Annotated in this window: 19 protein-coding genes; 13 read left to right on the forward strand and 6 right to left on the reverse strand. The window is 68.9% G+C overall.

Annotation, left to right across the window (positions count from 1 at the left end):
* The first annotated feature begins 104 nt into the window (after positions 1-104).
* Both ACO057_RS04130 and ACO057_RS04135 read left to right on the forward strand, forming a co-directional pair.
* A complete protein-coding gene (locus ACO057_RS04130) occupies positions 105-821 on the forward strand; it encodes an SDR family NAD(P)-dependent oxidoreductase (protein WP_421989084.1) in 717 nt (238 codons plus the stop codon).
* Positions 822-1,796, forward strand: a complete 975-nt coding sequence (locus ACO057_RS04135) for a Bug family tripartite tricarboxylate transporter substrate binding protein (RefSeq protein WP_421989085.1) — start codon at positions 822-824, stop codon at positions 1,794-1,796.
* Here ACO057_RS04135 and dapA read toward each other — a convergent pair.
* Positions 1,784-2,734, reverse strand: a complete 951-nt coding sequence (gene dapA / locus ACO057_RS04140; RefSeq protein WP_421989086.1) for a 4-hydroxy-tetrahydrodipicolinate synthase — start codon at positions 2,732-2,734, stop codon at positions 1,784-1,786. The two genes, ACO057_RS04135 and dapA, sit on opposite strands and share 13 nt — an antisense overlap.
* Before the next feature lie 344 nt (positions 2,735-3,078).
* On the opposite strand from dapA, the gene ACO057_RS04145 reads away from it, so the two are divergent.
* The 7 genes from ACO057_RS04145 (at position 3,079) to ACO057_RS04175 (ending at position 9,117) form a co-directional block, all read left to right on the forward strand.
* Positions 3,079-4,107, forward strand: a complete 1,029-nt coding sequence (locus tag ACO057_RS04145; protein ID WP_421989087.1) for a methionine ABC transporter ATP-binding protein — start codon at positions 3,079-3,081, stop codon at positions 4,105-4,107.
* A gap of 17 nt (positions 4,108-4,124) precedes the next feature.
* Entirely contained in the window at positions 4,125-4,766 is a 642-nt protein-coding gene (locus tag ACO057_RS04150; RefSeq protein ID WP_421989134.1) for a methionine ABC transporter permease, read from the forward strand.
* Between the two features lie 16 nt (positions 4,767-4,782).
* Positions 4,783-5,580, forward strand: coding sequence for a MetQ/NlpA family ABC transporter substrate-binding protein (locus ACO057_RS04155; protein WP_421989088.1), 798 nt, complete (start codon positions 4,783-4,785; stop codon positions 5,578-5,580).
* A gap of 22 nt (positions 5,581-5,602) precedes the next feature.
* Positions 5,603-6,949 (forward strand): LLM class flavin-dependent oxidoreductase, encoded by a 1,347-nt coding sequence (locus ACO057_RS04160; RefSeq protein WP_421989089.1) that lies wholly within the window; start codon positions 5,603-5,605, stop codon positions 6,947-6,949.
* Between the two features lie 68 nt (positions 6,950-7,017).
* A complete protein-coding gene (locus ACO057_RS04165) occupies positions 7,018-8,565 on the forward strand; it encodes an ABC transporter substrate-binding protein (RefSeq protein WP_421989090.1) in 1,548 nt (515 codons plus the stop codon).
* Between the two features lie 79 nt (positions 8,566-8,644).
* Positions 8,645-8,860, forward strand: a complete 216-nt coding sequence (locus tag ACO057_RS04170) for a hypothetical protein (protein WP_421989091.1) — start codon at positions 8,645-8,647, stop codon at positions 8,858-8,860.
* On the forward strand, positions 8,857-9,117 hold the full coding sequence (locus ACO057_RS04175; protein WP_421989092.1) for a YbaK/EbsC family protein: 261 nt from the start codon (positions 8,857-8,859) through the stop codon (positions 9,115-9,117). The genes ACO057_RS04170 and ACO057_RS04175 overlap by 4 nt, the downstream gene beginning before the upstream one ends.
* On the opposite strand, the gene ACO057_RS04180 is transcribed toward ACO057_RS04175, so the two are convergent.
* The 4 genes from ACO057_RS04180 to ACO057_RS04195 are packed head-to-tail and all read right to left on the reverse strand — an operon-like array spanning position 9,048 to position 12,830.
* Entirely contained in the window at positions 9,048-10,076 is a 1,029-nt protein-coding gene (locus tag ACO057_RS04180; protein ID WP_421989093.1) for an ABC transporter ATP-binding protein, read from the reverse strand. The genes ACO057_RS04175 and ACO057_RS04180 overlap by 70 nt on opposite strands.
* Entirely contained in the window at positions 10,073-11,050 is a 978-nt protein-coding gene (locus tag ACO057_RS04185; RefSeq protein ID WP_421989094.1) for an ABC transporter ATP-binding protein, read from the reverse strand. The genes ACO057_RS04180 and ACO057_RS04185 overlap by 4 nt, the downstream gene beginning before the upstream one ends.
* Positions 11,047-11,916: an ABC transporter permease gene (locus ACO057_RS04190; RefSeq protein WP_421989095.1), complete on the reverse strand. Its 870-nt coding sequence runs from the start codon at positions 11,914-11,916 to the stop codon at positions 11,047-11,049. The genes ACO057_RS04185 and ACO057_RS04190 overlap by 4 nt, the downstream gene beginning before the upstream one ends.
* On the reverse strand, positions 11,913-12,830 hold the full coding sequence (locus tag ACO057_RS04195; RefSeq protein WP_421989096.1) for an ABC transporter permease: 918 nt from the start codon (positions 12,828-12,830) through the stop codon (positions 11,913-11,915). The genes ACO057_RS04190 and ACO057_RS04195 overlap by 4 nt, the downstream gene beginning before the upstream one ends.
* 76 nt (positions 12,831-12,906) lie before the next feature.
* Here ACO057_RS04195 and ACO057_RS04200 point away from each other — a divergent pair, with 76 nt between their 5' ends.
* Entirely contained in the window at positions 12,907-14,721 is a 1,815-nt protein-coding gene (locus ACO057_RS04200; RefSeq protein WP_421989097.1) for a CocE/NonD family hydrolase, read from the forward strand.
* Positions 14,722-14,725: 4 nt separating this feature from the next.
* Positions 14,726-15,691, forward strand: coding sequence for a Bug family tripartite tricarboxylate transporter substrate binding protein (locus ACO057_RS04205; protein ID WP_421989098.1), 966 nt, complete (start codon positions 14,726-14,728; stop codon positions 15,689-15,691).
* A 3-nt stretch (positions 15,692-15,694) separates the two neighbouring features.
* Here ACO057_RS04205 and ACO057_RS04210 read toward each other — a convergent pair whose 3' ends face one another.
* Positions 15,695-17,296 carry an ABC transporter substrate-binding protein gene (locus ACO057_RS04210; protein ID WP_421989099.1) on the reverse strand — a complete coding sequence of 534 codons (1,602 nt, stop codon included), beginning with the start codon at positions 17,294-17,296 and terminating at the stop codon, positions 15,695-15,697.
* 258 nt (positions 17,297-17,554) lie between these two features.
* On the opposite strand from ACO057_RS04210, the gene ACO057_RS04215 reads away from it, so the two are divergent.
* Entirely contained in the window at positions 17,555-18,787 is a 1,233-nt protein-coding gene (locus tag ACO057_RS04215; RefSeq protein WP_421989100.1) for an ABC transporter substrate-binding protein, read from the forward strand.
* 124 nt (positions 18,788-18,911) lie between these two features.
* Positions 18,912-20,021 carry an LLM class flavin-dependent oxidoreductase gene (locus tag ACO057_RS04220; protein WP_421989101.1) on the forward strand — a complete coding sequence of 370 codons (1,110 nt, stop codon included), beginning with the start codon at positions 18,912-18,914 and terminating at the stop codon, positions 20,019-20,021.

Below are 20,021 nucleotides of genomic sequence, written 5' to 3' on the forward strand. Positions count from 1 at the left end.
AAATATCATGTGATTTCAGGTATTTTTCGGCGCTTGCCGGGCCAGTCAGGCGCCCGATTCCTGACTTGCCACTTTGTAATAGTGCGGGCAGGCTGCACCGCAGCATGGCCACGGATGCGATCATCATCGGCGTTGGCGCCGAGCAGGGATTGGGCGCCGCGATCGCCCGCCGCTTCGCGCGCGAGGGCCATCGCGTCATCGTCGCGGGCCGTACCATGGCCAAGCTCGCCACCGTCGTGGAGGGCATCGAGGCCGCGGGCGGCGCGGCCGAGGCCATCGTCGCGGACGCCACGGATTCCATGCAGATCGGCAAGCTCTTCGACCGCGCGCGCGACCCCGAGATCGCCGTCTTCAACGCGGGCGTGAACATCCGCACGCCCTTTCGCGACATCTCGGTCGAGACCTTCGAGGAGGCCTGGCGCACCAACACCCTCGGCGGCTTCGTGGTGGGGCGCGAGGCGGCGCGGCGCATGGTGCCTCTGGGGCGCGGCACGCTGATCTTCACGGGCGCCTCGGCGAGCCTGCGCGGGGCGGCGAATTTCGCGGCCTTCGCCTCGGCCAAGGCCGGGCTGCGCGCCATCGCGCAATCCGCCGCGCGCGAACTGGGCCCGCTCGGCCTGCACGTGGCGCATGCGGTGATCGATGGCGGCATCGACGGCGAGCGCCTGCGCGCGCGGCGGCCCGAACGCGTGGCCGCGGCCGGCGAGGATGGGCTGCTGAGCATCGAGGCCATCGCCGAGGCCTATTGGCAGATCCATCGCCAGCATCGTTCGGCCTGGACCCTCGAGCTCGACCTTCGCCCCTATAAGGAACCCTTCTGAATGACGACGACGCGCCGCACCCTTCTGACCGCGGCTGCCGCCGTGCCGCTGGCCGCCCCGCCGGTCTTCGCGCAAACGGCCTGGCCGGTGCGCCCCGTGCGCATCGTGGTGCCCTTCGCGGCCGGCGGCTCGGTCGACGTGATGGCGCGCACCATCGCCCAGCGCCTGCAGGAGCGCACGGGCCAGACCTTCACCGTCGAGAACCGCACGGGGGCCAACGGCACCATCGGGGGCATCGCCGTCTCCACCGCGACGCCGGACGGCTATACGCTGCTGATCTCGGCCAGCGTGCAGACCATCGCGCGGCTGGTCATGCGCAATCCAGGCTATGATCCTCTCACCGACCTCAAGCCCGTCGCGCGGACGGGCGAGGGGCCCTGCCTCATCGCCTGCAACCCCAGCCGTCCACAGAAGACCATGGCCGAGGTGAAGGCCGCGGCCATCGCCAATCCGCGCGACTGGGCCTTCGGCGTCTCCGCCCTGGGATCGGCCGGGCATCTCTCCACCATCCAGTTCACGCGGGCGATCGGCGCCGATGTGACGCTGGTGCCCTATCGCGGCACGACGCCCGCTCTGGCCGATCTGATGGGCGGCAATATCGGCGTGCAGATCGACCCCATGCTCGCCATGCTGCCGCCGGTCCGCGCCGGCAACCTGCACGGCCTGGCGCTGACCGCGCCGCGCCGCAACGCCGCCGCGCCGGATCTCGCGACGACGGCGGAATCCGGCTTCCCCGAGGTGGACGCGCAGTCCTGGTGGGTGGTCTGGGCCCCGCCGCGCACGCCCGACAGCATCACCGCGCGCATCGCCGAAGAGGTGGGCGCCATCATGGCCGAGCCGGCGGTGCGGACGCGGCTCGAGGGACTGGCCATCGTGCCGCTCTTCCAGAAGGGCGCCGAGCTCGATGCCTATATCCAGAGCGACTTCGAGCGGGCGGAGCGGCTGCTGAAGCTCGCCAACGTTCAGCCCGAATAGGACCTTTGCGGGACGGCCGGCCCAGGAGGGTTGGCGTCCCGGCTGGGCCGCCGCTGCATGTCGCGCTCGATGCGGGTTGCGAGGCCGTTGCTCACGGGCGTCATGGGCAGCCGCACCTCGGGGCTGTCGATCAGCCCGGCCCGCCACAGCCAATGCTTGATCGGCGCGGGGCTGGGCTCCGCGAAGAGGAGGCGCGGAAGATCGCAGATCGCGTGCCAGGCCGTCAGCGCGCCGGCATGGTCGCCCGCGCGGAGCAAGTCGCCCACGGCGGCGAAGGCGCGCGTCTCGATATGCGCCGAGGCCACGATCCCGCCCTCCGCCCCCTGGGTGAGCATGGGATGCAGGAGAGCGTCCTCGCCGGTCAGCACCGCGAAGTGGCGTGGCTTGTGGCGCAGCAGCTCGAAGGATTGCGCCATGTCGGCCGAGCAATCCTTCACGCCGATGATGTTGGGGTGCCGGGCGAGTTCCAGCATGGCCTCGTTGCCGAGGTTCACGCCGGTCCGATAGGGGATGTTGTAGATCATGATCGGCCGTGCCGCGCTTTCGGCCAGGGCGGAGAAATGGCGGATCATCCCCTCCTGCGAGGGGCGCGTGTAGTACGGGCAGGCGATCAGGTAGCCGTCGATGGGCCAGATTGCCGTGCGCTCCCGGGCCTTCACGAGCTTGCGGGTGTCGCTGCCGGACAGGCCAAGGAAAACGGGAAGGCGGCGCCTGGCCAGGGCCAATTCCTCCGCCGTGATGTCGACGAGGCGGGCGGTTTCCTCGTCGTCCAGGGTCAGACCTTCCCCGGTCGTGGCCGCGAGGATGAGCCCGTCGATCGGTTCCTTCCCGTAGTGGCGAACCAGCCGGCGAAGCGAGGCTTCGTCGAGGCGGCCATCGCGGAAGGGTGTGACTAGGGGCAGCCAGAGGCCGCCAGGCGCCGGATGGTTTGGTTGCATGGGTCAATCTCCTGTCGTGCCGGAGACGGAACCTGAAGTGACCCCGTCCAATCGGCGGGGTCCAACTCGATCCTGTGACGCTGTGGCTTACTGCGCGCGAAGATCCAGGCTGCCCCGGGAGGGGCAGCTTTTCGACGTCGCGGGCAGGGTGCGGCAGCGGATCACGCCACCATCGTTCCCCGTCCCTCCCTTGGCCGTCAAGGAGGATCTCGACGGCCAGGGAAGGGATGCATGACTTTCCGCCCTCGGCTTGGGCATGGCTGTCCCGCACCGATATAACTTCACGAACGCGGGATAGATCGCATATCACGTCTATCATGCGTGATATGCCTGGAGCCGCGGATTTGACCGCCATCGCCCTGACCGGCCTGCGCAAGCGTTTCGCCGCGGGCGGGACGGTGGCGCTCGACGACGTCTCGCTCGAGGTGCGCTCGGGCGAGATCTTCGGGATCGTCGGCCGTTCGGGCGCGGGCAAGTCCACCCTGATCCGTACGGTGAACCTGCTGGAGCGCCCGGATGCGGGCGGCATTTCCGTCCTCGGCCAGGACATGCTGGCGCTGGATGATGCGGGGTTGCGCGCGGCGCGCCGGGGCATCGGCATGGTGTTCCAGCACTTCAACCTGCACACCCGCCGGACCGTGGCCCAGAACGTGGCCTTCCCGCTGGAGGTCGCCGGCCTGTCCTCGGCCGAGCGCCAGGCGCGGGTGGAGGAGATCCTTCCCCTCGTCGGGCTGGAAGGCAAGCGCGACGCCTATCCCGCGCAGCTCTCGGGCGGGCAGAAGCAGCGCGTGGGCATCGCCCGCGCCTTGGCCTCGCGCCCCGGTATTCTGCTTTGCGACGAGGCGACCAGCGCGCTCGATCCCGAGACGACGCAGGAGATCCTGACCCTTATCCGCGGCCTGCGCGAAAGGCTCGACCTGACCGTCCTGCTCATCACCCATGAGATGGGCGTGGTGAAGGCCATCTGCGACCGCGTGGCCGTGATGGAGGCCGGGCGCATCATCGAGCAGGGCCGCGTCTTCGACGTCTTCACGCGCCCCGAGCATCCGACCACGCGGCGCTTCGTCGCCGAGGTGGTGGGCCATTCCATCCCCGCAGCCACGCTCGCGCGCCTGCCGGTGCCCGGCGAGCACGAGGTGCGGCGCGTGGCGCAGGTCATCTTCGCGGGGCCCAACAGCACCCGCGCCGTGGTCAGCGAGGCGAGCCGCGACTACGGCATCGACATCAACATCGTCTCCGGCCGCGTGGACGAGATCGCGGGCGAGCCCTTCGGCGTCATGGCCCTGGCCGCCTATGGCCCCGACGACAAGGTGCGCGCCGCCTTCGACTGGATGCGCAGCCTGGGCCTCGCCGTGCAGGAGATCGAGGCGTGAGCTGGCTCACTGAGACCATGCAGGACCTGCTGATCCAGGCTTTCTGGGAGACGCTCGTCATGGTCGGCGCCTCGGCGGGGATCGCCGTGGCGCTGGGCCTGCCCATCGCGCTGCTGCTGCGCGTGACCGATCGTGACGGCCTCAGCCCCAGGCCCTGGATCAACAAGCCCATCGGCGTGATCGTGAACGCCGCGCGCTCCACGCCCTTCATCATCCTGATGGTGGCGATCGTGCCCTTCACGCGCTTCGTCGCGGGGACCTCCATCGGCACGGGGGCGGCCATCGTGCCGCTCGCGCTCGCCGCCACCGCCTTCCTCGCGCGCCTCTTCGAGAATGCGCTGCACGAGGTGGACAAGGGCGTCATTGAGGCCGCGCGCGCCATGGGCGCGACCCGGATGCAGATCGTGCTCAAGGTGCTGGTGCCCGAGGCGCTGCCGGGCATCATCGCGGCGACCACCGTGGCCCTGGTCTCGCTGGTCGGCTTCTCGGCCATGGCGGGGGCCATCGGCGGCGGCGGGCTCGGCGATCTCGGCATCCGCTTCGGCTATCAGCGCTTCATGCCCGAGGTGATGGCCACCGTCGTCATTCTCCTCATCGTCTTCGTGCAGGGGCTGCAGTCGCTCGGCGACTGGCTGGTCCGGCGCGTGTCCCACCGCTGAATCCGGAGCTTTCGTGATGATCTCTCGCCGCCCCCTCATTCTCGCCGGCCTGGCGCTGCCCATGGCCGCGCAGGCCCAGGACATCGGCTCCACGCCGCGTCCGCTGCGCATCGGCGTCACCGCCGGCCCGCACGCCCAGGTGATGGAGAAGGTGCGCGAGATCGCGGCCCGTGACGGATTCGCGATCCGCATCACCGAGTTCCAGGACTACATCCAGCCCAATGTCGCGCTGGCCGCCGGCGACCTCGACGCCAACAGCTACCAGCACCAGCCCTTCCTCGATCAGCAGGTGCGCGATCGCCGCCTGGCGCTGGTCGCGCTCGGCAAGACGCTGGTCTTCCCGATGGGTCTCTATTCGCGCAAGCACCGCAGCCTCGCCGACGTGCCGCAGGGCGGGCGCATCGCCATCCCCAACGACCCGACCAATGGCGGCCGCGCGCTGGTCCTGCTGGCGGCCAACGGCGCCTTCACCCTGCGCGAGGGCGCGGACTTCCGCGCCACGGTCGCCGACATCACCGGCAATCCGCGCCGCCTCCGGGTGGTCGAGCTCGAGGCCGCGCAGCTGCCGCGTATCCTCGACGAGGTTGAAGCCGCGGCGATCAACTCCAACTTCGCCATTCAGGCCTCGCTCAACCCGGTGCGCGATTCCATCGCCATCGAGAGCGCGGACAGCCCCTATGCCAACCTGATCGTGGTCCGGCAGCAGGATCGGGATGCGCCCTGGGCGCGCCGCCTCCTCGCCGTCTACCAGACGCAGGAGGTGAAGGACTTCGTCACGGCGACCTTCCAGGGGGCCGTCGTTCCCGCCTTCTAGTTTTTTGCACCGGAGACAGCTCATGGCCGCACGCAGACAGCTTCACCTCGGCGCCTTCATGCGGCCCGTCTCCATCCATACCGGGGCCTGGCGCTATCCCGGCGCCTGGCCCGAGGCGAACTTCTCCTTCCCGCAGCTCTCGCGCCTCATCCAGACGCTGGAGCGAGGGAAGTTCGACGCCTTCTTCATGGCGGACCACCTGGCGCTGCTGAACATGCCCATCGAGGCGCTGCGCCGCAGCCACACGGTGACGAGCTTCGATCCGCTGACGCTGCTGCCCGCGCTGGCGGCCGTCACCGAGCGCATCGGCCTGATCGCCACGGCCTCGACGACCTATAACGACCCCTATCACGTGGCCCGCAAATTCGCCTCGCTCGACCATATCTCCAATGGCCGCGCGGGCTGGAACCTCGTCACCACCGCGAACCCGGACGCCGCGCTCAACTTCGGCCATGACGAGCACATGGCCCATGGCGAGCGCTACAAGCGCGCCCGCGAATTCTACGACGTCGTGACCGGGCTGTGGGACAGCTTCGCCGACGACGCCTTCATCCGCGACGTGGAGAGCGGCACCTTCTGGGATCCCTCCCGGATGCATGTGCTGAACCACAAGGGCCCCGAGCTTTCCGTGCGCGGCCCGCTCAACGTGGCGCGGCCGGTGCAGGGCTGGCCGGTGATCGTGCAGGCGGGCGCTTCCGAGGCCGGGCGGCAGATCGGCGCGGAGACGGCGGAGATGATCTTCGCCGCCGGCGGTCCCATCGCCGATGCCCAGGCTTTCTACGCGGATGTGAAGGGCAGGGCGGCTCGCATCGGGCGCAACCCCGACCACCTCAAGATCCTGCCCGGCGCCCTCGTCGTCGTGGGCGATACCGAGGAGGAGGCCAGGGCCAAGCGCGCCCACCTCGACAGCCTCGTGCATTACGAGAGCGCGATCGGCTCGCTTTCCAGCGTGCTCGGCGTGGATGCGCGCGCCTTCGATCCTGATGCGCCGCTGCCGGAAATCCCGGAGACGGAAAACAGCAAATCCGGCCGCGAGCGCGCCATCAACATGGGCAAGCGCGACAACCTCACCGTGCGGCAGCTCGCGCAGCGGCTCGGCGGCTATGGCGGTGCGGCGATCGTCGGCACGCCGCGCACCATCGCCGATACGATGGAGGAATGGCTGGAGACCCGCGCCTGCGACGGTTTCAACGTCATGTTCCCCTATGTGCCCGGCGGCCTCGACGATTTCGTGGATCAGGTCGTGCCGGAGCTCCAGGCGCGCGGACTGTTTCGCCGGGAATATGAAGGCACGACCTTGCGCGACCATCTCGGCCTGCCGCGGCCGGAAAATCGCTTCTTCGCCGCAGAGTCGCAGGCCGCGGAGTAGTTCCCGTCTTGCGGCCAATGGCCCCCTGTCCCTAGGCTCCCGTCCATAGAAATCGGGAGCTATCGGACATGACCATCGGACGTCGCACTTTCGGCAAGGGGATCGCCGCGGCCGGCGGCTTCGGCCTTCCCGCCCTCGCCTCCGGCGCCGCCTCGGCGCAGCGGAATGCCGACACGCTGCGCGTGGTCTTCCGTGATTCCGTCCCCAATATCGACGCCTATTTCAACAACCAGCGCACCGGCCTGATCCTCGCGCATCAGGCCTGGGACGGGCTGGTCCATCGCGACCCCGAGAATTTCCGCATCGTCCCCGCCCTCGCCACCGAATGGAAGCTGGTCGATCCCAAGACGATCGAGTTCACGCTGCGGCAAGGCGTGAAGTTCCACGACGGCAGCGCCTTCTCGGCCGACGACGTCGTCTACACGCTCAACACCGTGAGCAAGCCCGAGGCGCGCGTCGCCACGCCGAGCAACTACTCCTGGATCGACAATGTCGAGAAGACCGGCGAGTTCAGCGTGCGCCTGCACATGAATCGCCCGACGCCGGCCGCGCTGGAATACCTCGCTTTGGTCGGCCCCATCTGGCCGAAGGCCTATCGCGAACGCGTCGGGCCCGAAGGCTATGCGCGCGCGCCCGTCGGCACCGGCCCCTATAAGATCACCCGCGTGGATATCGCCTCCATCGTCGAATACGAGCGCTTCGATGGCTATTACGAGGGCGGGCCCAAGGGGCGTCCCGCGATCCGCAAGATCACCGCGCGCTTCGTGACCGATGCGGCCACCGAGCTCACCGAGCTGCTGGCCCAGCGGGTGGACTGGATCTGGAACATGAACCCCGACCAGATCCCCAATGTCAGCCGCCTGCCGACGCTGCAGACCCTGCGGCAGGAATCCATGCGCGTGGGCTACCTCATGCTCGACGCCTCGGGCCGCAGCGGCGCGGACAATCCGATGACCAAGCTGAAGGTCCGCCAGGCGGTCTGGCATGCGATCGACCGGCAGGCCATCGCGGAGCGCCTCGTCGGCGGCGGCTCGCGCGTGCCGCCCGCGCCCTGCTTCCCCTCGCAGTTCGGTTGCGACGGCGATGCCGCCGTCCTCTACGATTACAACCCGGCCAAGGCACGGGAGCTCCTGGCCGAAGCCGGCTATCCGAACGGCTTCGAGATCGAGCTCGCCAGCTATGTGCAGCCGCGGCAGTGGTCCGAGGCGGTGCAGAGCTATCTCCTGGCCGTAGGCATCCGGTCGCGGCTGAACATGCTGCAGGTGGCGGCGCTCATCCAGCGCTCCTGGCGGGGCGAGCTCGCCATGTCGATGGGCAGCTGGGGCAGCTACTCGATCAATGACGTCTCGGCCTTCATGCCCAATTGGTTCGGCGAGGGCAGCCTGGACGACTATGCGCGTGACCCCGAGCTGCATCGCCTCCTCGCGGAAGGCGGCTCCAGCGCGGATGAGGAGGTGCGCAAGCGCGCCTATTCGGCCGCCATCCGCCGTGCGACCGAGCAGGCCTACTTCCTGCCGCTGCACACCTATGTGAACACCTACGCCTTCTCGCGCCAGCTGGAGTTCAAAGCCTTCCCGGACGAGCTGCCGCGCTTCTATCTGGCGAAGTGGAAATAGCCGCGGCGTCACGCCGCCGGCGTTTGTCGAGCGCCGGCGGCCCAAGGGCTCGCCGCGCGCCGACGGGGTGGAAAGGGCCATGTCGAAACAGACCCGTGCGACGCAGATGCTGGAGAAGGCGGGCATCGCCTTCTCCGTTCAAGGCTACGACTACGATCCGGACGCGGACCGGATCGGCCTCCAGGCCGCCGAGGCGCTCGGCGAGGCGCCGCGGCGCGTGCTCAAGACGCTCATGGCGCTGGTCGACGGCAAGCCCGTCTGCGTCATCCTGCCCTCGGTCGGGAGGTCTCCATGAAGAGACTGGCCGCCGCTTTCGGCGGAAAATCCGCTGAGATGATGAAGCCGGCGGAGGCCGAGCGCAGCTCAGGCTACAAGGTGGGCGGCATCAGCGCCTTTGGCCAGCGGCGCGCGGTGCCGACCGTCATGGAGGAGCAGGCCCTCGCCGAGGCCCACGTCTTCCTCAATGGCGGCCAGCGCGGGCTTCAGCTCCGGCTGGAACCCAAGGCGGCGCTGGAGCTTCTCGGCGGCAGGGCGGTTGCGCTGGCGGCCTGACCGGGTTCCGCGAGGTGGCACTCCACGAAGCCCGCGCCATTCGGCGTGGTCTTCGGCGCCTCGACCGAGCAGCGATCGAAGGCCAGCGGGCAGCGCGGATGGAAGCGGCAGCCCGTCGGCACATTGGCCGGATCGGGCATGATGTCGCCCAGCCCCACATCGGGCACGCCCAGGCCGGGCTCAGGCGTCAGCACGCTGTCGAGCAGCGCGCGCGTGTAGGGATGGCGCGGTTCGGCGAAGAGCGCCTCGCTCTCGTTGCGCTCCACGATGCGGCCCAGATACATCACCGCAACCTCGCTCGCGACATGCTCCACGACGGCGAGGTTGTGGCTGATGAAGAGGTAGGTGAGCCCCAGCTCCCGGCGCAGCTCGGCCAGGAGGTTCAGGATCTGCGCCTGGACCGAGACGTCCAGCGCGGAGGTCGGCTCGTCGCAGACCACGATGCGCGGGCGCAGGACCAGCGCGCGCGCGATGGCCACGCGCTGGCGCTGCCCGCCGGAGAGCTGCGAGGGGAAGCGGCCGCCCTGTTCCACGGAGAGCCCGACGCGCTCCAGCGCCTCATCGACGCGGCGCGCCATCTCCGTGCGGGAGATGCTGCCCTGCGCCACCAACGGCATCGCCACGATGTCGCGCACGCGGCGGCGCGGATTCAGCGAGGAGAAGGGATCCTGGAAGACCGGCTGGATCAGCCGCGCGCGGGCGCGCCGGTCCATGTCGCCGAGGCGCTGGCCATCCACCAGCACATCGCCGGCGCTGGGCGGCAGCAGGCCGAGGATCATGCGCGCGAGGGTGGACTTGCCGCATCCGCTCTCGCCCACGACGCCGAGCACGCTGCCGGCGGGCACGGCGAAGGACACGTCGTCCACCGCGACGACCTGGCGCGCGGGGGCGAAGAAGCCCTGGCGGACGTTGAAGACGCGGCGCAGGCCGCGCACCTCGATGGCCGGAGCGCCGCTCACGCTGCCTGCTTCCGGAACCAGCCGGCGGGCAGGGTGCAGAGCACCTCATGGCCCGGCCCCGCGGCGCGGCGCGGGATCGGGCCGGCGCATTCGGCATGGGCCTGCGGGCAGCGATCGCGGAAGGCGCAGCCGGCATAGCCGGGCGGAATGCGCGGCACGATGCCGGGAATGCTGCCCAGCGGCTCGTCGCGTTTCACCTTGCCCGGAACGGGCACGCAGGTGAGCAGGCCGCGCGTGTAGGGATGCTGCGGATCGCCGAAGAGCTCGGCGGTCGGCGCGCTTTCGACGACCTCGCCCGCATACATGACCGAGACGCGATCGGCGATGCGCGCCACCACGCCGAGATCATGGGTGATGAGCAGGATCCCCAGGCCGAGCTCCTTCTGCAGATTGGCCAGCAGTCGCAGGATCTGCGCCTGGACCGTGACATCCAGCGCCGTGGTGGGCTCGTCGGCGATGAGCAACTCGGGGTCGCACATGAGCGCCATGGCGATCATCACGCGCTGGCGCAGACCGCCCGAGAGCTGGTGCGGAAACTGGCCGAGCCGCAGCCCGGGCGCGGTGATGCCGACGCGGCCCAGAAGTTCCGCGGCGCGGTCCACGGCCTGGGCGCGCGGCGTGCCGCGATGGCGGCGCAGCACCTCGGTCATCTGCGAGCCGACCGTATAGGCGGGGTTCAGCGAGGTCATGGGCTCCTGGAAGATCATCGCCATGCGGTCGCCGCGCAGGCGCGACATCTCGCGCTCGCCGTGGTTCTTGATGTCCGTGCCGTCGAAGGCGAGCAGGCCCGCCTCGCGCTTCGCGCCCTTCGCCAGCAGCCCCATCACGGCCAGGGAGGTGACGGATTTGCCGCAGCCGCTCTCGCCGACGAGGCAATGCGTCTCGCCCTTTTCGACTGTGAGCGAAATACCACGCACGGCGGCCGTGCCGCCGAAGGTCACGCGCAGGTCGCGCACGTCGAGCAAGGAACTCATCGATTCAGATCCGTGCCCAGCATGTCGCGCAGCGCGTCGCCCAGCAGATTGACGCCCAGCACCAGCACGAAGAGCGCGATGCCCGGCACCAGGATCACCCAGGGCGTGAAGAACATGTATTCCTTGGCCTCGGCGATCATCAGCCCCCAGGAGGGCAAAGGCGGCGGCACGCCGAGGCCGAGGAAGGACAGCGCGGCCTCCAGCAGGATGGCCAGCGCCATTTCCAGCGTGGCGACGACGGCGAGATGGGTGGCGATATTGGGCAGGATCTCGCGCAGCAGCACGCTGGCCTGCGAGGAACCGGCGCACCAGGCGGCGCTCACATAGTCGAGCGTGCGGAGCTGCATGGTGGTGGAGCGCGCGACGACGGCGAAGCGGTCCCAGAGCAGCAATCCAAGCACCAGGATGACGAGGAGGAAGCTGCTGCCCAGCAGCCCGGCGACGGCCAGGGCCACCAGCACGACGGGGATGGAAAGCCGCGCGGTGATGAGGAACATGACCGCATCGTCGACGCGCCCGCCATAGAAGCCGCCGAGGATGCCCAGCGTGGTGCCGATCAGCCCCGAGGTGATGACGGTCGCGATGCCGATGATCATCGAGATGCGCGCGCCATAGATGAGCCGCGAAAGGTAGTCGCGCCCCAGTTGGTCCGTCCCCAGGAAGTTCAGCGGCGTGCCGCCCTCCATGAAGCTCGGCGGCACGAGGCGATGCTCGAGATTCACCGCGAAGGGATCGAAGGGCGTGATCCAGGGCGCCAGCACCGCGACGATCAGCACGATCCCCACGATCGCGGCGCCGACGAGGAAGCCGACATTGCGCAGCATCCGCCGCGCCACGCCCTGGCCGGGAAGCACCGCCACGCTCATGACGTGCGCAGCCGAGGATCGAGCACGGCGTTCAGCAGGTCGGCCAGCAGGGTCAGCGCGATGTAGATCAGCGCGAGCACGAGCACGACGGCCTGGACGACGGGATAGTCATTCTTGCTGATGCTCTCCCAGGCGAGATAGCCCACGCCATGCATGGCGAAGACCGTCTCGATGACGATGGAGCCGCCCAGCATGAAGCCCAGCTGCACGGCCGCGATGGAGACCACCGGGATCGCCGCGTTGCGAAAGCCGTGCTTTACCAGGATCGACAGCCGGCTGAGCCCCTTGGCGCGCGCGGTGCGGATATAGTCCGACGACAGCGCCTCGATCATCCCGCTGCGCGTGAGGCGCATCAGCGAGGGAATGGCGGAGAAGGCCAGCACGATGCCCGGCATCACGTAATATTCCGGCCCGCCCGTGCCCGAGATCGGGAAGAGCCCGAGGTTCAGCCCCAGCCAGACCATCAGGATCAGTCCCAGCCAGAAGGACGGCATGGCCTGGCCGAAAAGCGCCACCATCATCACGGTGCGATCGACCCAGGTGTTTTCGCGCACGGCCGCGATGATGCCGAGCGGCAGCGCCACGATCAGCGCTAGGCCGAGGCCGACCAGCCCCAGCGTCATGGTGATGGGCAGCCGCGCGCCGATGAGGTTGGAGACGCGATCGCGGAAGAAGTAGCTTTCGCCGAAATCGCCCTGGACCGCGCGATACAGCCAGTCGAGATACTGCACATAGACCGGGCGGTTGAGCCCATAGGTCTCGCGGATGATCTCGACGTCCTGTCTCGACGCATTGGGACCTGCGATGGAGATCGCAAGGTCGCCCGACAGACGCGTGAGCAGGAAGCTCAGCGTCAGCACGGTTAAAGCGACAAGGATGGCCACGGCCAATCTGCGCAAGAGGAATTTCGCCATTGGTTCGCAGCCTAGGCGCGCGTTGGAGGGCGTTGCAAGATCACCTCCGCTTCGTTGCACTTTGGAGTTACATGACTTGGCCGATGCAGACCTGAACAGCGCCGCATGGCGCGTGCCGCCCTCGCGCTATCTCGAGAGCCGCCCGGCCGAGCATGTCATCCCGGCCCAGCCGATCTCGCGCTACGTGACCATGCCCGACGGCTGCCGCCTCGCGGTGGACGCCTGGGTGCCGGAGGGCGTGACGGGGCCGGTGCCCGCCATCCTCATCCACACCCCCTATTACCGCCGCTTCGCGATGAAGCCGGGCGGCCAGGGCGAGTCCTGCCCCAACGCCGCCAAGTTCCGTGACATCCTGGTGCCGCGCGGCTATGCGCTCGTCGTCGTCGACATTCGCGGCACGGGCGCGAGCTTCGGCACGCGCGACAGCTTCCGCTCCCCGCGCGAGCGCGAGGATGCGCGCGAGATTGCGGACTGGATCGTGGCGCAGCCCTGGTCGGATGGGAGCATCGGCGCGACCGGTATCTCCTATCCCGGGGCGGCTTCGGATTTTCTGGCGAGCACGGGGCATCCGGCGGTGAAGGCCATCGTGCCGCTCTTCGCTGTCTGGGACACCTGGTCGGATCATTATTATCCGGGTGGCGTTTTCCTGAACCGTCTGGCGCAGGTCTATGACGAGCTCATGGTCGCGATGGACCATGACCGGCGCGACCTGCTCGCCAATATCTCCTATTTCTCCAACCCCGATTTCGCCGGACCCATGCCGGTGGACGAGGATCCCGACGGGGCGCTGGTGAAGGAAGCCGTGGCCCAGCATGCCGGCAACTTCCGCATGCCGGACTTCATCACCGACCTGAATTTCCGCGAGCAGAAGCTGCCTTACGACGCGTCCTTCTCCTCGGCCAATATCAGCCCCTATTCGGTGTGCAAGTCGATCCGCAAGGACGTGGCGATCTATGCCGTCTCGGGCTGGATGGACGGCGTGGGCTACGCCAATGGCGCCATCGCGCGATACCTGACGATGCAGGGCAATCCCACGCACCTGCTGCTCGGGCCGTGGGACCATGGGGCGCGCTGCAATGTCTCGCCCTGGCGCGGGCGCATCGATCCGGAATTCGCGCTGCTGGGCGAGACGCTGCGCTTCTTCGACGAATACCTGATGGGCCTCGATACGGGCCTTCGGGCGGAATCGCCCATCCACTTCTTCTCCATGCATGGCGAGACCTGGCAGGAAGCGACGAGCTGGCCGCCCATCCCCGAGACGACCCGCCTGCATCTGGCGGCCGGCGCGCTGCGGACGGAAGCCGCGACGGGCGGCGAGGCGGCGCATCTCACCGACTTCTCCTTCAGCACGGGCTCGGGCACGCGCTATGAGCGCATCGCCGCCATCAACGCGCTCGAATACTATCCCGACTGGCATGAGCGGCAGGCCGCGCTTCCCGCCTATGACAGTGCGGCCTTCGACACCGCGATGGAGCTCACCGGCAACACCATCGCTGATCTGACGATGGCCTCCAGTGAGCCGGACGCCTCGATCATCTGCTATCTTTCCGAGGTCGAGGCCGATGGCCGGGTGCGCTACGTCACCGAGGGCCTGCTGCGCGCGCTGCACCGCAAGGAATCGCCGCATCCCCCGGAATACCAGTCGCCCTGGCCCTTCCGCACCTATCACCGCGACGACGCCACGCCCCTGACGCCCGGTGTCGCCGAGCGCATGCGCGTGGTGATGCTGCCGACCTCCTGGATCTTCAAGCCGGGCAGCAAGCTGCGCTTCTCGCTGGCGGGCACCGATGCCGAACACGTCAAGCAGATCCCGCATGGCCGTCCGCCCGTGCTGACGCTGCATCTGGGCGCCTGCGCCCTCGACCTCCCCCTTCGTCCTTTCCAGGAGTGATCGCATGACGATCTCGCGCCGCGGCCTCGCCGCGCTCCCCTTCCTCGCCGCCGCTCCGGCGCTGGCGCAGTCCTTCCCCGCGCGCCCCGTCCGCCTGCTGTTGCCGCAGCCTCCCGGCTCGGCCAATGACGTGGTGGCGCGCATCATCTCCGAGCCGATGGGCCGCGCCCTCGGCCAGCCGGTGGTGGTGGACAACCGGCCGGGCGCCAATGGCATGGTGGCGATCAACGGCCTGAAGCAGCAGGCGCCGGACGGCTATACGCTGCTGATGCCGGGCGTCTCGCAGCTCTCCTTCAACCCGCATCTCTATCCAAATCTGACCTATGACGCGGCGGCGGATTTCACCTTCGTCGCCCCGGTCTCGGACGCGCCCTTCATCCTGCTCGCGAGCAAGAAGTCGGGCATCACGAGTGTCGCCGAGCTGCTGCGCCGCGCGCGCGCCGAGCCCGGCAAGCTCACCTATGCCAGCGCGGGCATCGGCAATTCGACGCATCTGTCGATGGAGATGCTGGCCGATCGCAGCGGCGTCACCTTCACCCATGTGCCCTATGGCGGAACCGCGGCCGCGCTCACCAGCGTCATCACCGGCGAGACGGATGTGATGATCCTCGTGCTCGCCGTCGCCTTGGCCCAGGTGCGGGCCGGCGCGGTGACGCCGCTGGCGCTCGTCGCGGCGCAGCGCCTTCCCGTCCTGCCGGATCTGCCGACGCAGCGCGAGGCGGGCATCGATGCGCCGGTCATGCCGGGGTGGTTCGCCGTGGTGGGCCCGGCCGGCATGGCCGAGCCCGTCGTGAACCAGATCAACGCGGCCGTGCGCGCGGCGCTGGCCGACGAGACGGTGCAGAAGCGCCTCGCCGACAACCTGCTCGTCGCCTGGTCGGGCTCGCCGGCGGATCTCCAGGCCCGCATGACCAGCGACAGCCAGGTCTGGGGCGAGTTCATCCGCCGCCGCGGATTGCGGCCGGAATAGCCGCTACGGTGCCGAAGGGCGGACGGACATGGCGACCGTCCGCTCATCCATCCGGGGCTCATAGGTCAGCCCCTTGCGCACGGCCCAGAAGTTGACGAGCTGGAAGAGGACGAAGCTGGCGTCGTCCTCCATCGTCATCTTCACGGCCTCGCGCAGCATCTCCTCGCGTCGCGCGTCGTCCACCGTGCTGACGGCGCGCCGGACCAGCGCGTCGAGCGCGGGATTGGAGTAGCGGCCCGAATTGGCCGAGCCGGTCCGCGCCGCGCGGTCGTAGGTGCCATAGACATTGGCCAGCGCGATCGAGGCCTCGCCCGTCGAGCTCCCCCAGCCGGTGAGCCGCATGCCGAATTCCTGGCGGCTGGCGCGCGTGCTGAAGGTGGACCAGGGCAGGGCCTCGATCGAGGTCTGGACGCCGATGCGCGTCCACATCTGCGCCACCGCCTGGGCGACGCGGGAGTCATTGGGATAGCGATCGTTGGGCGTGTGCAAAGTGAGCCGGAAGCCCTGCGGGAAGCCGGCCTCGGCGAGCAGGCGCCTGGCCGCCTCGGGATCGAACGGCGGCACGGGCACGTTGGGATTATAGGTGGCGAGGCCCGGCGGCAGCCATTGCCCATTGGGCACGGCGGTGCCCTCCATCACCCGTTCGGCCAGGGCCGTGCGGTTGATCGCGATGTTGAGCGCGCGGCGCACCCGCGCGTCGAGGAAGGGATTGGTCGCCAGCGGGCGGCCGGCGGTGTCGGAGACGAAGATCGGATTTTCCCGGCGCGACCAGTCGGGCGCGACATGGATCATCCGCAGGCTCTCGATCTCGCTGATCGTGACCCGCGGGTCCCTGCGCAATCTGGCGAGGTCGGAGGAGGGGACCTGGTCGATCACGTCCACATCCCCCGACAGCAGCGCCGCGCTGCGCGCCGCGTCATTGCCGATCATGCGGTAGTTCACCCGCGCCCAGGGCTGCGGACGATCCCAGTGCTGGCCGTTGCGCTCCATCACGACCCGGTCGCCCTGGCTGTAGGAGACGAGGCGATAGGGGCCGGTGCCGATGGCCGCGCGGCCGCTGTTGTAATCCTCCGTCGCCGCACCTTCGCCCACATGGCGCGAGACGATGAAGATCGAGCCGAGCTCCACCGTCAGCAGCGGATGTGGCGAAGCGGTGTGGATGCGGACCGTCAGCGGATTGACGACCTCGACCCGCGAGATGGCGCGGACATAGCCGCCGAAGCTGCCGGCCGTGTTGGGGACGTTGGGCACGCGGGCGATGGTAAAGGCGACATCGTCGGCGGTGAGATCGCGCCCGTCATGCCACTTCACGCCGGCCCGCAGCCGGAACTCCCAGACCGTGTCGGAGATCGTGCGCCAGGATTCCGCCAGGCCCGGCGTCAGCGCCGCGCGGGCGTCGCGCACCACCAGGGGCTCGAAGACATGGGAGGACAGGCTGGCATTGGGCGAGGCGTTGTAGAAATGCGGGTCCATCGTGGTGAAGGCGCCGCCGACACCGATGGTGAGGTTCTGATTTGTCCCCTGCGCTTCAGCGCCGCCGGGCGCGAGAGCGAGGGCGCCCGCGAGCAGGGCGGCCGGCCAGGCCTGGCGGATGTTTCTTGTCATCGTCGCTCCCATTCCCGGCTCTTGCGGGACGCCCCGCGGCCGATCGCGATTTTCCCCGCCCGCGATGCACGGACGAAATTTTTCACCTCGCCCAGTTGGAAGGAGGAGGCGTCCATCGCCTTTTGCGCGACGGCGGAGCGATCATGGCCCGATTTTCAGGAAGTGTAACCGCGTCGCCGGGTCGTTGCCGGACGCATCGAGCCGCGCCAGATTGCCGCCATGGGGTCCGTTACGAGACCCATTGGGAGCGGACGAAATATGATGGGTCATCGCAGGACAATCCTGACGGCCGGCGGCGCCTTGGCCGCGAGCGGGATCATGGGCCGGGCCCGGGCGCAGGCCACACCGACGCTCAAGCTCGGTATCCTCGGCGATCTCACCGGGCCGTATCGCGATCTCTCCGGCCTCGGCACCATGGCTTGCGTGCGGCAGGCGATCGACGATCTCGCCCGCGCCGGCACCTCCGTCCAGGTCGAGGTGGTGCATGCCGATCATCAGCATCGCGCGGATGTGGGCTCGGCCCTGGCGCGGCAATGGTTCGACCAGGGCGTGGACGCGATCCTGGAGGTGAACAACTCGGCCATCGCCCTCGCCGTCGCCGACCTCGCGCGCGAGAAGGACAAAGTCTTCCTCGCGACCGGCCCGGCCACGGCGGATCTGCACGGCCCGCGCTGCGGCCCCAACCATGTCCACTGGACCTATGACACCTGGATGCTGGCGAATGGCGCGGGCTCGGCCACGGTGCGCGCCGGCGGCGACAGCTGGTACTTCCTGACGGCCGATTACGCCTTCGGCCACGCGCTCCAGCGCGACACGGCCCGCGCGGTCGAGGCGGCGGGCGGGCGCGTGCTCGGCCAGGCGCGTTATCCCTTTCCGGCGACGACGGATTATTCCTCCTTCCTGCTGCAGGCGCAGGCGTCGCGCGCCAAGGTGCTCGGCCTGGCCAATGCCGGCACGGACACGGTGAACTGCGTGAAGCAGGCGCATGAATTCGGCCTGACGCGACGCATGAAGATGGTGGGCCTGCTCTGCCTGCTCGGCGATGTGCGCGCCATGGGCGCGGAGGCGGCGCAGGGCCTGTTGACGACCGAGCCCTTCTACTGGGACCTCAATGACCGCACCCGCGGCTTCACCCAGCGCGTGCTGCCGCGTATGCCGACCGGCATCTATCCCAGCACCAACCACGCCGGCGCCTATTCGGCGGTGACGCATTACCTGAAGGCGGCGGCGGCGATGGGAACCGCCCAGGCCAAGGTGTCCGGCCGCGCGACCATCGAACGCATGAAGGCGATGCCGACGGATGACGATTGCCTCGGCGCGGGCCGCGTGCGCGAGGACGGCCGCAAGATCCACCCGGTCTATCTCTTCGAGGTGAAGGCGCCGGCTGAGGTGCGGACGGGCTGGGATCTCTACAAGCTCGCCGGCACCATCGAGGCGGAGCAGGCCATGCGGCCGCTGAGCGAGGGTGGCTGTCCGATGGTGCGCGGCTGATCGGCCTCGACGGGGCGGTTATGCTGCACCGCATGGCTGCCCCGTTGGGTGAACCCTCCAAGCTGACTAAGCTGCCGGCGGAGCGCCGTCGGCGCTTCCAACAAGAATTGCCGGAGGGAGCGCCATGGATTTCGGTTTCTTCACGATGCCGTCCCATCCGCCCGAGCGCTCGCTGCGCGATGGGCATGAATGGGATCTGCAGGTTCTGCGCTGGCTCGACGGCATGGGCTATCGCGAGGCCTGGATCGGCGAGCACCATACCGCGCCCTGGGAGCCACACCCCGCGCCAGACCTGCTGATCGCCCAGGCCCTGCGCGAGACGACCAATATCCGCCTGGGCCCCGGCGGCTTCCTGCTGCCCTATCACCACCCGGTGGAGCTCGCGAACCGCGTGGCCATGCTCGATCACATCTCGGGCGGCCGCCTGAATTTCGGCATCGCCGCCTCGGGCCTGCCGAGCGACTGGGCCACCTTCAACGTCGACGGCATGTCGGGCCAGAACCGCGACATGACGCGCGAGGCGCTGGAAATCATCCTGCGCACCTGGACCGAGGACGGGCCCTGGCGGCATGAGGGCAAGTACTGGACCGTCAACAAGATCGATCAGATGTTCGGCTTCCTCAAGCCGCACATCAAGCCGCTGCAGGCGCCCCATCCGCCGATCGGCGTCGCTGGCCTCAGCAAGAATTCCGACACGCTGAAGCTGGCGGGCGAGCGCGGCTTCCTGCCGATGAGCCTCAACCTCAACCCCGCCTACGTCTCCAGCCACTGGGATTCGGTGGAGGAGGGCGCGCGCCGCTCGGGCCGCACGCCGCATCGGCGCGACTGGCGCCTGGTGCGCGAGGTCTTCGTCGCGGATACGGACGAGGAGGCCTGGCGGCTCTCGGTGGGCGGGATGATGGGGCGGATGATGGGCGAGTACTTCCTGCCGCTGCTCGCCAATTTCGGCTTCCTCGAATATCTCAAGCACAGCCCCGAGGTGCCCGACAGCGACGTGACGGTGGAGTATTGCGCGCGGCGCAACTGGCTCGTGGGCTCGCCGAAGACGGTCGCGGAGAAGCTGGCCAAGGTCTACGAGGAGGTGGGCGGGTTCGGCTCCATCCTGGTCTTCGGCTTCGATTATTCGGAGAACCCGGGGGCGTGGAAGAACTCGCTGGCGCTGCTGCAGAACGAGGTCGCGCCGCTGGTGCGGCACCTGGTGCCGCAGGGGGGCATACGCTCAGCGGCGGAATAG

Source organism: Roseococcus sp., from assembly GCF_965227005.1.
In the GTDB taxonomy this organism is placed as follows: domain Bacteria; phylum Pseudomonadota; class Alphaproteobacteria; order Acetobacterales; family Acetobacteraceae; genus Roseococcus.

Coding starts and splice junctions, on each gene's coding strand:
- ACO057_RS04130 (WP_421989084.1), top strand. CDS start 105: ATGGCCACGGATGCGATCATCATCGGCGTTGGCGCCGAGCAGGGATTG.
- ACO057_RS04135 (WP_421989085.1), top strand. CDS start 822: ATGACGACGACGCGCCGCACCCTTCTGACCGCGGCTGCCGCCGTGCCG.
- dapA (WP_421989086.1), bottom strand. CDS start 2,734: ATGCAACCAAACCATCCGGCGCCTGGCGGCCTCTGGCTGCCCCTAGTC.
- ACO057_RS04150 (WP_421989134.1), top strand. CDS start 4,125: ATGCAGGACCTGCTGATCCAGGCTTTCTGGGAGACGCTCGTCATGGTC.
- ACO057_RS04155 (WP_421989088.1), top strand. CDS start 4,783: ATGATCTCTCGCCGCCCCCTCATTCTCGCCGGCCTGGCGCTGCCCATG.
- ACO057_RS04160 (WP_421989089.1), top strand. CDS start 5,603: ATGGCCGCACGCAGACAGCTTCACCTCGGCGCCTTCATGCGGCCCGTC.
- ACO057_RS04165 (WP_421989090.1), top strand. CDS start 7,018: ATGACCATCGGACGTCGCACTTTCGGCAAGGGGATCGCCGCGGCCGGC.
- ACO057_RS04170 (WP_421989091.1), top strand. CDS start 8,645: ATGTCGAAACAGACCCGTGCGACGCAGATGCTGGAGAAGGCGGGCATC.
- ACO057_RS04175 (WP_421989092.1), top strand. CDS start 8,857: ATGAAGAGACTGGCCGCCGCTTTCGGCGGAAAATCCGCTGAGATGATG.
- ACO057_RS04185 (WP_421989094.1), bottom strand. CDS start 11,050: ATGAGTTCCTTGCTCGACGTGCGCGACCTGCGCGTGACCTTCGGCGGC.
- ACO057_RS04190 (WP_421989095.1), bottom strand. CDS start 11,916: ATGAGCGTGGCGGTGCTTCCCGGCCAGGGCGTGGCGCGGCGGATGCTG.
- ACO057_RS04195 (WP_421989096.1), bottom strand. CDS start 12,830: ATGGCGAAATTCCTCTTGCGCAGATTGGCCGTGGCCATCCTTGTCGCT.
- ACO057_RS04205 (WP_421989098.1), top strand. CDS start 14,726: ATGACGATCTCGCGCCGCGGCCTCGCCGCGCTCCCCTTCCTCGCCGCC.
- ACO057_RS04210 (WP_421989099.1), bottom strand. CDS start 17,296: ATGACAAGAAACATCCGCCAGGCCTGGCCGGCCGCCCTGCTCGCGGGC.
- ACO057_RS04215 (WP_421989100.1), top strand. CDS start 17,555: ATGATGGGTCATCGCAGGACAATCCTGACGGCCGGCGGCGCCTTGGCC.
- ACO057_RS04220 (WP_421989101.1), top strand. CDS start 18,912: ATGGATTTCGGTTTCTTCACGATGCCGTCCCATCCGCCCGAGCGCTCG.